General features: G+C 64.3%; 15 protein-coding genes and 1 pseudogene. 12 read left to right on the top strand and 4 right to left on the bottom strand.

The window, feature by feature from the left end:
* The first annotated feature begins 22 nt into the window (after positions 1-22).
* The 9 genes from P0648_RS17915 (at position 23) to P0648_RS17875 (ending at position 6,261) form a co-directional block, all read left to right on the top strand.
* Positions 23-697, top strand: coding sequence for a hypothetical protein (locus P0648_RS17915; RefSeq protein ID WP_276248518.1), 675 nt, complete (start codon positions 23-25; stop codon positions 695-697).
* Positions 684-944, top strand: coding sequence for a hypothetical protein (locus P0648_RS17910; protein WP_276248517.1), 261 nt, complete (start codon positions 684-686; stop codon positions 942-944). The genes P0648_RS17915 and P0648_RS17910 overlap by 14 nt, the downstream gene beginning before the upstream one ends.
* A 6-nt stretch (positions 945-950) precedes the next feature.
* The gene (locus P0648_RS17905; protein WP_276248516.1) at positions 951-3,047 is read left to right on the top strand and encodes a type B DNA-directed DNA polymerase; all 2,097 of its coding nucleotides are present in this window, start codon (positions 951-953) and stop codon (positions 3,045-3,047) included.
* 95 nt (positions 3,048-3,142) lie between these two features.
* Positions 3,143-3,673 (top strand): sugar-specific transcriptional regulator TrmB, encoded by a 531-nt coding sequence (locus P0648_RS17900; RefSeq protein WP_277506219.1) that lies wholly within the window; start codon positions 3,143-3,145, stop codon positions 3,671-3,673.
* Positions 3,674-3,681: 8 nt separating this feature from the next.
* Positions 3,682-4,125 carry a hypothetical protein gene (locus P0648_RS17895; protein ID WP_276248514.1) on the top strand — a complete coding sequence of 148 codons (444 nt, stop codon included), beginning with the start codon at positions 3,682-3,684 and terminating at the stop codon, positions 4,123-4,125.
* Positions 4,126-4,292: 167 nt separating this feature from the next.
* Positions 4,293-5,264, top strand: a complete 972-nt coding sequence (locus tag P0648_RS17890) for a transcription initiation factor IIB family protein (protein ID WP_277506244.1) — start codon at positions 4,293-4,295, stop codon at positions 5,262-5,264.
* Positions 5,257-5,514, top strand: a complete 258-nt coding sequence (locus P0648_RS17885) for a transcriptional regulator (protein ID WP_276248512.1) — start codon at positions 5,257-5,259, stop codon at positions 5,512-5,514. The genes P0648_RS17890 and P0648_RS17885 overlap by 8 nt, the downstream gene beginning before the upstream one ends.
* A 91-nt stretch (positions 5,515-5,605) precedes the next feature.
* On the top strand, positions 5,606-5,983 hold the full coding sequence (locus P0648_RS17880; RefSeq protein ID WP_276275160.1) for a helix-turn-helix domain-containing protein: 378 nt from the start codon (positions 5,606-5,608) through the stop codon (positions 5,981-5,983).
* Positions 5,980-6,261: a hypothetical protein gene (locus tag P0648_RS17875; RefSeq protein WP_276248510.1), complete on the top strand. Its 282-nt coding sequence runs from the start codon at positions 5,980-5,982 to the stop codon at positions 6,259-6,261. The genes P0648_RS17880 and P0648_RS17875 overlap by 4 nt, the downstream gene beginning before the upstream one ends.
* A gap of 33 nt (positions 6,262-6,294) precedes the next feature.
* Here P0648_RS17875 and P0648_RS17870 read toward each other — a convergent pair whose 3' ends face one another.
* From P0648_RS17870 to fba, 3 genes are read right to left on the bottom strand one after another with little or no spacing between them, the layout of a single operon-like run.
* Positions 6,295-7,323, bottom strand: a complete 1,029-nt coding sequence (locus P0648_RS17870; protein ID WP_276275161.1) for a 2-hydroxyacid dehydrogenase — start codon at positions 7,321-7,323, stop codon at positions 6,295-6,297.
* Complete coding sequence (locus tag P0648_RS17865) at positions 7,320-8,846, bottom strand: FGGY-family carbohydrate kinase (RefSeq protein WP_277506216.1); 1,527 nt, start codon at positions 8,844-8,846, stop codon at positions 7,320-7,322. The genes P0648_RS17870 and P0648_RS17865 overlap by 4 nt, the downstream gene beginning before the upstream one ends.
* A complete protein-coding gene (gene fba / locus P0648_RS17860) occupies positions 8,843-9,847 on the bottom strand; it encodes a class II fructose-bisphosphate aldolase (protein WP_277506215.1) in 1,005 nt (334 codons plus the stop codon). The genes P0648_RS17865 and fba overlap by 4 nt, the downstream gene beginning before the upstream one ends.
* Positions 9,848-10,141: 294 nt before the next feature.
* Here fba and P0648_RS17855 point away from each other — a divergent pair, with 294 nt between their 5' ends.
* Complete coding sequence (locus P0648_RS17855) at positions 10,142-10,351, top strand: hypothetical protein (RefSeq protein WP_277506214.1); 210 nt, start codon at positions 10,142-10,144, stop codon at positions 10,349-10,351.
* The gene (locus P0648_RS17850; protein ID WP_277506213.1) at positions 10,338-11,360 is read left to right on the top strand and encodes a hypothetical protein; all 1,023 of its coding nucleotides are present in this window, start codon (positions 10,338-10,340) and stop codon (positions 11,358-11,360) included. Before P0648_RS17855 ends, P0648_RS17850 begins: the two co-directional genes overlap by 14 nt.
* Here P0648_RS17850 and P0648_RS17845 read toward each other — a convergent pair.
* Positions 11,354-12,709, bottom strand: coding sequence for a DUF362 domain-containing protein (locus tag P0648_RS17845; protein ID WP_277506212.1), 1,356 nt, complete (start codon positions 12,707-12,709; stop codon positions 11,354-11,356). The genes P0648_RS17850 and P0648_RS17845 overlap by 7 nt on opposite strands.
* 140 nt (positions 12,710-12,849) lie before the next feature.
* On the opposite strand from P0648_RS17845, the pseudogene P0648_RS17840 reads away from it, so the two are divergent.
* Positions 12,850-13,835, top strand: a pseudogene (locus tag P0648_RS17840) (ornithine cyclodeaminase family protein).
* The last annotated feature ends 64 nt before the right edge of the window (positions 13,836-13,899 follow it).

The raw sequence follows: 13,899 nt of genomic DNA, 5'->3' as shown, positions 1-13,899 counted from the left end.
ACTGTCTCGCGAATTTTCTGATATGAAGCCGACGACCGGTGACCCGCCCGCACTACCGACGCTCGGGCCAGGAGTCACCAGACTCGAAGCAGACGAAAGAATCACTGGCGCACTACAGTCGCTCGTCTTAGACCACGTCCTCATGAGCAAGGGCGACGCCCTGTGGGTCGACAGTCGCGCCAACGGAACCACCCAGCCACTCGCCCGGCTCGCCCCGAGTCGTCGGGCGCTCGACCGGATTCACATCGCCCGCGGGTTCACGCCGTGGCAACACTACAGCCTGCTTCAGGACCTGCCCGCGGCTGTCACCGAGTCCACGTCGCTCGTCGTCCTGCCTGCTATCGACTGGTTCTACCGGAGTGACGAGGTTCGGGCGTCGATGGGCAAACGCATGTTCGAGCGCGCGGTCGAGCAGGTCGAAGCCATCGCCACAGACTTTGACGTGCCCGTGCTCGTGACGACCCACGAGCAGGATGCGTTCACCGACCCGCTCGTTTCCGTCAGTGCGCCGCTCGAATGCACGCTCACGAAGTTCGGGCCGCGCTTTTCCGGCCAGGAGTTCGAGACGCTCGTCTACCCCGTCGAATACGGCCTGCTCCAGACGACGCTCGCCTACTGGTGTCAGGTGCTCTCTGCGCGTCACCCGGCGATTACCACGCCGTCCTCGCGGGAGGTGACCGCGGGTGGGGCGCACTAATCCGACCTACCGCGACCTCGTCCGCGGGACCGAGACGCGCTGGCAGGACTATCGGCGGGCGCTGCGCCGTGACGACCAGCCACACTTCGACCGCCTGTTCGAGCACGCTCGCGCCCACGCCGACGCGGGTGGCTTCCTCAACCACCAGTTCGTCGAACTACCCATCTTACTCTCCATCGCGCTCGAACAGGAGAAGGAACTCGCCCGCCTGCGCGAACGCCTCGACCAACTCACGGAGGAGTCGTGACTACCCATGCCCTTCACGTTCGACTACCGCGACGGTGACGTGCTCGCGTGGTCGCTCACCGACGAGGGCGCGACTTACACGCGCGATGAATCCTATACGCCCACCATCTACGTGTCGGCGCACGGTGCGGGCCATCTCGCTGACGCTGCGGACGTGCTTCGCGGTCATCCCGCTGTGTCGCACGTTCGCGAGGTGAGCGAGCGCGTCAGTTTTCGCCACGACACAGAACCCGTCCTCGAAGTCGGCGTCACCGAACTCGACGCGGTGACCACGCTCGCCCACACCATCGCCGGGTGGGGGTCGCCGGGGACGTACCGCCCCTACAACGTGGACCTCTCGCGGGAGTATCGCTACTGCCTCGAAAACGACATCATGCCCCTGCCCGAGCGCGAGTTGCGCGTCCTGTCACTTTCCACGCCCGAGTCGAATCTCAGCCGGGGGCGCATCACGACGCTCAAACTCGACGACGAGACGGTCGAGGGCACGCCCGCGGAGGTTCTCGACGTGCTCTCCGTACGCCTCGACGCACAGGACCCGGACGTGTTCTTGCTCTCGACGAGCGAACTCGTTCCCGCCCTCTACGAGCAGGCGCGACAGGTCGGCAACGACGAGTTCTACCTCGGACGACTGCCCGGCTGGGAGCGTCTCGCCGGGAAATCGACGTACACGAGCTACGGCCGGGTGGGCCATTCGCCTGCTCGCTACAACCTTCCAGGACGAGTCATCATCGACCGCAGCAACACGTTCATGTGGAATCAGACGAACCTCGACGGCTGTCTGGACCTCGTGAAGCGTTCGGGGAAACCACTTCAGGAACTCGCGTGGGCGTCGATTGGCAACATCCTGACGGCCATCGAAATCAAGGAAGCCCGCAGACGCGGGGTGCTCGTCCCGTGGCACTCGTGGCGTCACGAGCAATTCAAGACGATGAACCAGCTTCACGAGGCCGACCGCGGCGGGTTCACCTTCGCGCCGAAGGTGGGCCTCCACGAGGACGTCCACGAACTCGACTTCTCCTCGCTGTATCCGAACATCATCGTGACGCGGAACGTGAGTCCCGAGAAGATTCGGTGTGACTGCCACGCCGGCCGCGAGGACGTGCCCGGTCTTGGTTACGCTATCTGCGACGAGCGCGGGTATCTCCCGAACGTGCTCGAACCGCTCATCGCAGACCGGGATGCGTACAAGCGCGAACTCGCAGAGACGGATGACCCAGCGCGGCGAGCCGTGCTCGAAGGTCGGTCGAACGCGCTCAAGTGGATTCTCGTCTCCTCCTTTGGCTACCAGGGCTTCTCGAACGCGAAGTTCGGGCGCATCGAGTGCCACGAGGCAATCAACGCCTTCGCACGCCAGATTCTCCTCGACGCGAAAGACGTGTTCGAGGCGAACGGCTGGCGCGTCGTCCACGGCATCGTGGATAGTCTCTGGGTGACGGCCGTCGAGGACGAGGAGCAGACGCCGCTCGACGAGTTGGCGAAGGAGATTACCGACGCGGTGGGCATTCGACTGGAGTACGAGACGGCCTACGACTGGATTGCTTTCGTCCCCCTACGGTCGAGCAACGCCGGGGCGCTGACCAAGTACTTCGGGAAGAAGGCGAGTGGCGAGTACAAATACCGGGGCATCGAGGTTCGCCAGCGGAGTACGCCTCCGTTCGTCAAAGAAGCGCAGAAGGACCTCATCGAGACGCTCGACACCCACCGGACGCCCGAGGCGGTGTGCGACCGTCTACAGGTGTGGCTGGGGAAGCTTCGGTCAGGGAAGGTGGACACCGCCGAACTGGTCGTCACGAATCGCGTCTCGAAGTCTCTGGAAGAGTATTCGCAATCGACGCGGAACGTGGCCGCACTGGAGCGGGCGGCGAAACTTGGACGGTCCCGTGGCCCGGGGCAGAAGGTGCAGTACGTCGTAGTCGACGACGCCGCGGACGACATCGACCGAGTTGCACTTGCAAGCGAGCACCCGAGTGAGTACGACGTCGAGTTCTACTGTGACCTTTTGCTCCGAGCGGCCGAGAGCGTGGTGTCACCACTCGGGTGGCGCCGGTCGCGGATATCGTCGTATCTGGCAGAGCGGGTGGATGCGTCGTTGAGTGCGTATTGAGTGAAACACCAGAACTTAAGATATCTCCTGCGCCACCAATACGAGAAATTATTCCTCGAAGTAAGAATTATATCCTTCACTCTGCAACTCCGAGTATGGTCGAGACAGACGCGAATGGACCACCTCCCTTCGAAGATGCGTTCGCCGGCGACGACGTCGAACAACGCATCTACGGCACCATCCTCCAGACCCGAGAACCGACGACAGCGAGTGCAATTGCCGACACCGCCGACTGTGACCCGAAGACTGCCCGGAAGTATCTGAACTGGTTCGACAATCTGGGAATCGTCACCCGACACGACGGCCATCCAGCCACCTACGAACGGAATGACGCGTACTTCGAGTGGCGGCGCATCAACCAGCTCGCAGCCGCCCATTCCGTCGAGGAGCTCCAGACCCGCGTTCGTGAGCTAACGACGCGCATCACCGAGTACGAAGACACGTACGATGCTGCGTCACCGGCCGCAGTCGACGCCATCGCCGTCGTAGAAGCCAGCGACAAACGGACCATCGACGACGTGTACAGCGACCTCGCTGACTGGGCGACCACCCGTGAGGAACGAGAACGCTACGAACGCGCCCGCCAGCAACGCATGGGCAGCGAACGCGAGCAGGCATCCGGGTAGTCCGCTCGATGGTGCCACCGACAGGCGATGGCGGGAGCCCTGCCCCCATCGACCGACCACTCCTCGAGTTTCTTCAAACGCGGCTCGCAGCAACGAGACAAGTCTCCCGAGCGACTGTCACGGACGCAAGCGGCCACCTCGAACTTCGCGTCCGGTTCGCGTCGCCGTACTATCCAGCGACCCTCGACGAGGCGACGCTGACGGTTCGCTGGTACACGAACGACGACTTCAAACTCCACTATCGAGAGACGCACGCGGACCACCCATGGGAGTGCCGGTGGGACCGTCACTCGAATCCCCATAATACACGAGCCCACTTCCACCCCCCACCCACCGCCTCGACACCTGGCCAGGACGCGTCGTGGCCGGACGATCATCGTGACGTCGTTGCACTTGTCCTCGACGAGATCGAAGACCGAATCGCGGCTCTGTGGGACGAGTACCGAGGATAGCTCGACGACGAACCGGGTCAGCCGTAAACCTTCGTCAGGCAAGGGGTGAATCGACGGGGATTCCCACCCGCTGGGAATCCGCCATTCGCTCTTTGTCCGTCCCCGAGTGGGTGTTGCTAGAGACCGTCACACGAGTCGGTCGGCGTCCCGAGCGTGCACCCACGACCATGACACGAACGAAACTTTCCCGGAGGGAAGCCCCGTCGAGCGAACGAACCGCGACGACAGATGCGCGAGCGAAAACTCAGTGCCCAGAGTGCAACGGGCGAATCGTCCAAGACGGCGGCCGCGGCGAATCGACGTGCGAGGATTGTGGCCTAGTGGTCGACGAAGACGACCTCGACCACGGCCCCGAGTGGCGGGCGTACACCGCCGGCGAACGAGACGACAAGAGCCGCGTCGGCGCACCGACGACGCAACTCATCCACGATAAGGGCCTCAGTTCGACGATTAGCTGGCAGGACAAAGACGCCTACGGCAAGCCCGTCTCGGAACGCAAACGCAGTCGGCTGAAGCGCCTTCGCACGTGGGACGAACGCTACCGGACGAAAGATTCTCATGAGCGGAATCTCAGGCAGGCGCTCGGCGAAATCAGCCGCATGGCCTCTGCTCTCGGACTCGGCGAACCGATTCGCGAGACGGCGGGAGTCATCTACCGTCGCGCCCTCTCTGAAAATCTGCTGCCGGGCCGTTCCATCGAAGGAATGGCGACGGCATCGCTGTACGCTGCCGCGCGCCAGCAGGGCGTCCCGCGCCCGCTCTCCGAGTTTACCGAGGTCAGCCGGGTGGACGAGACGCGCATCCAGCGGGCGTATCGGTATCTCTCGCGGGAACTCGGCCTCGAAATCGAACCGGAGAATCCGGCGCAGTACCTCCCGCAGTTCGCCTCCGCCCTCGAGGTTGACGACGAGGTAGAACGACAGGCTCGCGAGCTGCTGGCCGTCTCGAAGGGGACGGGGGCGCACGTCGGCAAGAGTCCGGTTGGACTGGCCGCCGCGGCACTCTACGCTGCGACCCAACTCACGAACAGGAAGGTGACACAGGAGCGCGTCGGCGACGTGGCCCGCGTCAGCGTCGTCACCATCCGCAATCGCTATCAGGACCTGCTCACCGAATACGAGACCCAGCGAGATGTGTGACTCCCGAGGCGACCCCGCGAGCGAGTACGAAACGGGCGTCGAGCGTGCGGTTCTCCAGACGCTGGCCGACAGCACCCCGCGCCACGCCATGGAAATCGCAGACGCCGTCTCACATCACCCGATTACGGTCGAACGAGCCTGTTCGCGCCTCGTCGAACGGGGGCACATCCGCTCGCTGACTGGCGGGTACTTCGAACGCACCGAACGCGGCGAACGACTGCTCGACGCGCGAGCGGAGGTTCGAATCTGACCGCATTTCCCGGGTCGCCGGTGCCTGTGCCAGCCATCGGCCGTCGTCAGCAACCGGATAGCCTTTGCAGGGCCACCTGTAACGTCACCTAATGGTGTTCGACGCCAGCGAATCTGCGGACACGCCGGGCCTGCAGGCTGTCCTCGAAGCGCTGGACGATACCGACTGCCGGGCCATCCTTCGCGAAACAGCCGAACCTATGACTGCAACCGACCTCATCGACGCCTGTGACATTCCCCGGTCTACCCTGTACCGGAAACTCGAACTGCTCAGTACCGCCTCGCTCGTCCGTGAACGAGACGTCATCAACCCCGAGGGCGGTCGAACGACGCGCTACGAACGCGACTTCGACGCCGTGACGATAGCCGTGACCGACGACGACACGTTCTCTGTATCCGTCGAGCGACCACCCCAGAACGCCGGCGAGCGCCTCGCCGACATCTGGTCGAAGATGGGTGAAGAACTATGACGATGACCGGAACCGCCATCGTGGTCGTCAAGACTGTGATTCTGCTGCTCGGCAGCGGCGTCACGTACATCGCCTTCAGCGCGTATCGCCGGACTGGTGCGCGTTCGCTCCGTGCGCTCGGTATCGGCTTCGGCGTCATCACCTTTGGCGCGTTGCTCGCGGGTGTCGCCAATCAGTTACTTTCGGTGTCGCTCGAACTGGGCGTTCTGATAAACAGCGTCCTCGTCGCCATCGGCTTCGCCATCATCATGTACTCGCTGATTATCGAACGCGGGTGAGGAGAAAGTCACCGGCTGTTTCTGCGGGCTGAATTACCGGACGACGTGCGCTGGCGTCTCGCCGTCGAGGTAGGCTTCGAGTTGCGAGGCGATGATGCGCGGGCCGCCGAGAACGGCGTCGCGGGTCGAACCAGCGACGTGGGGCGTCAGGATGACGCCGTCGAGGTCGAACAGCGGGTGGCCTTCGGGAATCGGCTCGTCTTCGAACACGTCGAGGGCTGCGCCGGCGATGGCTCCCTCGGAGACGGCGTCGACGAGCGCGTCGGTATCGACGAGGCCGCCGCGGGCGGTGTTGACGAGGTAGCCCTCGTCGTTCATCTGGTCGAACTCCTCGCGGCCAATCATCCGTTTCGTGTCCTCTGAGAGGCGAACGTGAAGCGTCACGGCGTCGGCCTCGGCGAGCAGCGTTTCGAGGTCGGCGGGTTGCGCTCCCGCCCCCTCGATGTCGTCGTCGGGGACGAACGGGTCGTAGACCAGCAGTTCGGGATTGAAGCCAGCAAGGCGGCGGGCGACGCCGCGGCCGATGTGTCCGAAACCGACGATGCCGATGGTCGTCGTTCGCACGTCTGGGGGCAACTGGTCGGGGTCGAACACCTGGCTCCACTCGCCGGTCGAGAGTTCGGCGTGGTTGAACGGAATCTCGCGCAGGCGCGAGAGCAGCATCGAGACGGCGTAGTCGGCGACTGCGTCGCGATTTCGTCCCGGTGCGTGCAGGACGGTCACATCGTTTTCTGTGGCGGCTTCGATGTCCACGTTCTCGGTTCCGCCCCGGGCCGCACCGACAATCGAGAGGTCGGCTCCCTCGATGAGTTCGCGCGAAACCGGCGCTTTGTGGACGACGAGCACGTCGATGCCCTCGAGATTCGCCGCGATGTCGTCGGTGTCGTAGCTACCCGGCCCGAGCGACTCCATGTCCATCGTCACGTCGCGAAATTCGGTCGGGGACGCCTCGCCCAACCAATCCATTCGCTCGAACGTCACGCCCTGGTCTTCGAGTCCACAGAGTGCCTCGTACATGTATTCGCTCGGCTGCTGTGGATCTCCGCAGAGAAGTACCCTCATTCGACTCTACGCTCTGTGGCCAGCGACTTGAGCGTTTCCCACGGCCGTTCCATCGCATCTTTTGCCTCGAAAAACGCTTCACTCACGGTTCGATACTGGGCGTTCGTCTGAGGGTCGGGGTCGTACCGGCGGGCAGTCCCGACTGTGCGCTCGACCGCCGTTCCGGCGTTCGGATAGACGCCGGCGGCCACGCCACCACACAGCGCCGCGCCGAGCGCGCCTGTTTCACGTTCTGCGGGAACCTTCACGGGGAGTGCCGAGATATCGGCGAACAACTGGGTCCACGTCTCGCTCTGTGCGCCGCCTCCCGTCAGGCGAATCGCGTCGAGATTAGCGTCGATGGAATCGAGTGCGCTCGTCTGCGTGATTGCGACGCCCTCGTAAATCGCCCGGAGCATGTGTGCCGTCGTGTGTTCGAGGCGAAGGCCGTAGAAGCCGCCGGCGCTGTTCGGGTCGTCGGTCGAACCCTTGAGAAACGGGTGGAACACGAGGCCATTCGCGCCGGAGGCGACGCCTGCGACTGCCTCCTCGTAAACGTCGTAGGGCGAACAGCCGCGTTCTGTGGCCTCCTGTCGCCAGTCGCCCCCGCAGTTCTCGACGAACCACTCGACGCAGGCCGCCCCGGACCGGATTCCCTTGTAGCGAAGCCACCCGTCGAGATAGCGTCGGGGGAGGCCTTCGTCGCCGTCCCCTGGTTTGTCGAGGACGGCGACGCTCTGGCCCCACGTCCCGAGAATGATGAGGCCGTCGCCCTGGCTCACGATACCCGCACCGAGTGTGCAGGCGGCGACGTCTTGCAGGCCCGTGGCGACGGGCGTGCCCTCTGGAAATCCGGTCTGCGCCGCGGCCGTTTTTGTGACCGTCCCGATGGGCTCCGTGCTTGCCACCACGGGCGGCAGCGCGTCGTATGCTTCTTCGATGTCGAGCGCGGCGAACACCCGTTCGTCGTACTCGGCGTCCGGGCCGTAGAACACGCTCCCCTCGGAGGGGTCGGTCGCGCATTCGCCCGTGAGTCGGTGGGTGAGCACGTCCTTCGAGAACAGCACTGTCTCCAACCGGTCGTAGGTGGCCGGGTCGTGCTCCCGAAGCCAGACGAGGAGGCTGAGCGGGTCTGCGCCGAACGGCTCCCAGCCGAGGCGTTCGACGACCTCCTCACGGGCGTCCGGACGATGCTGCTCGATGGCGTCGATGCCGCGGTTGTCGGTCGATTTGATGCCACAGACCGGCGTGCCGTCGGCGTCGAGTCCGTAGAGGCCGTGGCCGTGGCCCGCGACGCCGACGCCCGCGATGTTGTCGGGCGAGACGGCTGCGTCGTCGTCGAGGACGGCGGCGACCGTTTCGCACACCGTCGCCCACAGGCGGTCGTGGTCCTGCTCGTCGCGATCGGGAGCCGTCTCGACCGCGGGCGTCGCGCGGGAGGCACTCGCGAGTTCGGTGCCCTCGGCGTCGAAGGCCGTCACCGTGACGTTCGTGAGGCCGGCGTCGATGCCGACGAGGACCGGGGCTGATTCAGCACCACTCATTTCTCTACGTACACCGACTCCCCGGCGCTGCCGGTCAGTTCACAGAGATCAGCCATCACGTCGGCGATGCGGTCGCGGACGGCTTCGGAGACGACGTGCGGGTGGAAGTGGGTCTTCTGTGGTTCCCAGTCGCTGTCGGCGAAGAAGCTCGCCCGGTCGTCTGCGACGCCTTCGGGCGGTCGAATCGCGTCAGCGTGCTCGTGGTAGAAGTCCGCGGCGGTCCGAGCGTACTCGTACTGATACCGTGTGTTCTTGTTGAACTTGCAGACGCCAGCGTCGAGCAGTTCTTCGATGCGTTCGTCCGCGACTCCGGAGGCCCCGTGGACGACGAGCGGGGTGTCCAGCCCGGCATCGGCGAGTGCGTCGTTGATTTCGACGGCGAGGTCCGGGCGCACGTCGAGGTCGCGCCCCGAGGCGACGCCGTGTTGGGTTCCGATGGACACCGCGAGGAGGTCACAGCCCGTCCGCTCGACGAATTCGACGGCGTCTGCGGGGTCGGTGTAGAACGCCTCGTCGTCGGGCGTCTCGGTGCTCCCCTCGATGCCAGCGATACGCCCGAGTTCCGCCTCCACGAGCACGTCGTCACCGACCCGTTCTACGGCTTCTGCGGTCAGTTCGACGTTCTGCTCGAACGGTTCCGAAGAGGCATCGACCATCACGGAGTCAGGGACGCCCGACTCGACGGCTGCTTCGAGGAAGTCGAAGTTGTCGGGGACGTGAACGTGGTCGATATTGCAGTACGCCGCGACCCCGTACCGTTCTGCGAGCGTTTCGAGACACGCGCCGAAGACCTGGACGCCGACGGCCGGGTCACCTCCGCCGAAGAACGCCGCTTCCTCGTAACCCAGTTGCACGACGAGGTCCGAGTCTGCGGCCGCACTTCCCTGTAAGAGCCCGACGAGAATGTCGAAATGCGTGACGTTGCTCGCAAAGAATCCGTACCGCCCCTCCCGAGCGCGGTCGTAACACTCGCGGAGCGAAATAGTGCCAGTGGCTGTCATAGCGGGTAGAAACTGGCAATACAGATTATACTTACGTCATCCACCGATTTTGCGCTCGTGGGTGGATTTGGCGACGCGGCACGCTGTCCGCCCGGCTGCGGTCGGTTCCACCCGCTTCGAACGACAGTGGTCGTGGGTCGCTCTTTATAACTACGCGTCCGTTTCATGCCGGTTAGGAGAGCCATACTCTTTGCCGAATCGGGCGATGTGACGCGAATGGTAACTGGGAACGGGCTCTGGGGCGAGCGCACTCGCTCCGTCTCATTGCATCCTCGGGGAGGGGTGACCGCGTAGATGAACGTCTTCGTTCAGCTCCTCGCCTCGAAACTGGTGGAGCCAGCGCCGCGCATCTCGGCGACGAAGTTCGACGTAGAGGACAACGTCGGCGAGAGCATCCACATCCACCTCCGGAACCTGCGCTTGGAGATGAGCATCGAGGATTTCGAGCACTTCGCGGACAACCTCACTGCAGCACACCGGGAGCTCACGAATGGGAATCGTTGAGACCACGCTGAGCGAGTTCGACCTCTCGGAACTCGCCCCCTGTAAAATCGAACAGGACACGAGTGGCATCATCCACCTTCACCTCGGGAGTTTTCGCATCGAAGTCACGCCCGAGGAGTTCGAGGATATCGTTCACGTCGTTGAGGAAGGACGCGGAGAACTTCGAACCATAAAGAACGGCGAACCCGTCGACAACACCCCACCGCATGTCGACGACACGGCAACCGACCACGCAGAAGACGGGCCACGGACGACCACCCTCTCTGCGGCCCAACAGCAAACGCTCCGCGAAACGTTCGTCGCGCTGGACGCCCACGACATTCCGTACGCGGTGCTCCGGAGCTACGACGAACTTCCCGAGGCGCTGGTCGGGAGCGACGTGGACATTCTGGTGGACGCAGCCCGCTACGACGACGCAGTGGCCGTCTGCCAAGCGCGCTTCGAACCGTCCGTGCCGCGAATCGACAACCTGCTCTACATCGCTGGCATCGCCGCACGAAAGCCACTGCTCACGCTCCGTACGCTGGTCACCAGCCCAAGCGACGTCGCGTCGTTCATTAAACGTCGACTCTTCGCCTCCAACTTCGGAAGTCGAGACTACATCGCCCGGTCGTTTTCGCAGGAAAACCTCTCAGTCGAACTGGTGAACCACCTCGCTTACGCCTCCCCGCTCGACGGGTCGATGATTCGGACGGCCGCGAGCGTTGAACAGGGCATGCTTGCCCGGCGTCTCGACCACGGCGTGTTCTACGGCCCGGCCCCCGCCGACGAACTCACCCACCTCATCGCCCGCGGCGTCTACGACCACAATGGCGTGTTCCCCGAGCGGTACGTCGCCCGGTGTGACCACCTCCGGGAACTCGTGTACAGCGACTCCCAGAGCGCCGTGACGTTCGAGACGCTCCTCGCAGACCTGTTCTACGGTGCCGCACCGCTGGTCTCTGCTCTCGTCGCTGCTGGCGAGTACAACTGTATTTGGCCAAGACTCGTCAGTCACGACGGTTACTGACTTCTCGAATTCACTTCCTCATCGACCCCTGGCGAGGGCGCGACGAACTGTCCCGCTTCGAACGTAATCTGTTCAGGTTCTGCGACGACCTTGAGGTCATCGCGCTCTCGCGCTTCTTCGACGAGTGCCTCAGAAGCGTACACGCGGTGCAGGTGCATCGTGTCCGAGGCGCGGACGACGCGGACCGTCTCCGGTTCGACGACGCCGATAGTCGAGAGTGCCGCGACGAGGCCCGCTCTGTCAGTTTCGACCGCTGGCGGGATTCTGACGCCGCGAATCGTGCTCGCCGTGATGGCGTTGATGAGCGTCGTCGGGGTTTCGATTTCGGCGAGGATGTCGCCGTGGATGAAATCAGCGGAACCGATGCCCATGGCGTTGCCGTGGGTCGCGTCGGTGAGGCCGCGGGCGAAGATGCGCTTTATGGTCGGCTGGTCGGGCTCGGGTTCGTTGATGGCGAAGGGACGACGCCCGATGACGTTCGTGTCCATGCCCTGCCCGCTAATGTTCTTCCCAACGTCGTCCAGGACGAGCACGTCGATGTCGTCGAACGGTAGCGTGGGCATGCTATCGGAGGCGAGTTCGAGCAGTTCGCGCTCCCGGTCGAGGAAGCCCTCCGGGCGGACGCCCTCGACGATGGCGGTGTCGTCGTGCTGGTCTTCGACGAGGGCGACCCCGCCCACCACGGGGAGGGTGGCGAGCAACTGCTCGGTAATTTCCGGAATCATGTTCCGAAAACTCCAGTCGATGGCCCACTCGTGGGCGATTTTCGCGCCGCGCTGTTTGCCCATGCCGATGACGAGCATCTTCGAGAGGCCGCTCTCGACCGGGCCGTCGAAGTCGGTGTGGGGTTTCACGCGATTGACGGGCAGGATGGCGTCGGCGGCCACCGCGTTCGCGTCGGCTACCACAGGTACGTCGCGGTCTGCGGTTCGCCCCACTTCGACGACGTCCATGTCGGAGCGAATCTCACAGCCAATCGCCTCGGGCGTCACGCCCAGCGTCGCGAGCATCTCGCGTTGGCCCGCTGTGGTCGCGCCGCCGTGGCTCCCCATCGCCGGAAAGACGAATGGCTCGTAACCCAGTTCAGCGACGGTTTCGACGACCGTGGCGACGATGAGCGCGAGGTTGGCGATGCCGCGACTTCCAGCGCCGACCGCCACCTCGCCGCCGTTCGGAACGCCGTCCCAGTCGAGCGCCCGAACCGCCTCGGCGGTCTGTGTCCGCAGTTCGGATTCGGTGAGCGGGTTCGTTTCCCACACCTGTTCGATGCGTCCCATTCGCGGCAGTGCCCGGTCGCCACAGGCGTCGAGTACGGTTGCCTCTGGGACGGTGAGCCCTCGTTGCGTCATGTCTACCTGCAACCACCGAATTCGCGGAGTTAAACGTATGGGAACTGACAGCGGTTCGCACGCGAGAGGGGTAATCCGTCGTCGAACCTTCGCGGAGGGGAACGATTTAGGAGGCCGGCCCCGGTCTGTAGTGACAGGAAATGACACGCATACTCTCCGGGGATGAGGTTCGCTCGCTGCTCGACCTCGATGCCGTCCTCGACGTGGTGGCCGACGCACTCCAGAAGCAGGGTCGCGGCGACGTCGAACGCCCCGCACGCCCGCACTTTCCAATCGGTCGGGGCCTCGACGCCGACCGGCCAGATGAGTCGCTCGGGACGGGCCTCGTGATGCCTGCGTACATCCACGGGAGCCAGTACGTCGCGACGAAACTCGTGACCGTCCACCCCGAGAACAAAACACGCGACCATCCGACGATTCACGCCCAGATTGCGGTGACTGACGCGGAGACCGGCGTGCCGGTGGCCTACATGGACGGGTCGCACATCACTGCGGCACGGACGAGCGCCATCGGCGGCCTCGCTGCCCGCGAACTCACCGAGGGACCAATCTCAGTCGCGGTCATCGGCGGGGCACGCAGGCGCGCTGGCAGGTTCGGGCGATTGCCACCGCGGGGAACGTCGAATCGGTCACGATGTTCGACCACACCGACGACACGCTCGCGGACGCAGTGGCGGAACTCGAAGACGAGCTCGATGTGCCCATCAGCGCCGCCGAATCCCCCGAAGACGCCGTGTCCGGGGCGTCGGTGGTCGTCACCGCGACGACGAGTGTGGAACCGGTGTTCCCCGGTGACGCCCTCCCCCCGGGAACTGTGGTCGTCGCCATCGGCGCGTACACCGCCGAAATGCAGGAACTCGACGCGGAGACCTTCTCCCGGGCGAGTAGGGTCTTCGCTGACGTGCCCGAGGAGGTTGCGGAAATCGGTGACATCCTCGCGAGCGACCTCGACGAATCGGCGCTCGTCCCCTTCTCGGCTCTGCTGAGTGGCGAGGTGGGTCGCGAATCCGCGGACGACATCGTCGTGGTCGAAAGCGTGGGCTCTGCGGTGATGGACGCAGCGGTCGCCGGCCACGTCTTCGACCGATCGAAAGCCGAGAACGTCGGGCTCGACACGCGTCTCTGAGTGTCACTCCGTGTGGCTCTCCGCTTGGCGCGATTTTATTAGCACCGTGGTACGACATCACGTA

Source organism: Haladaptatus sp. DYSN1, from assembly GCF_029489995.1.
Taxonomy (GTDB): Archaea; Halobacteriota; Halobacteria; order Halobacteriales; family Halococcaceae; genus QDMS2.
Note: the sequence above shows the minus strand (reverse complement) of the source record. Positions and strands in the feature narration are given on the sequence as shown.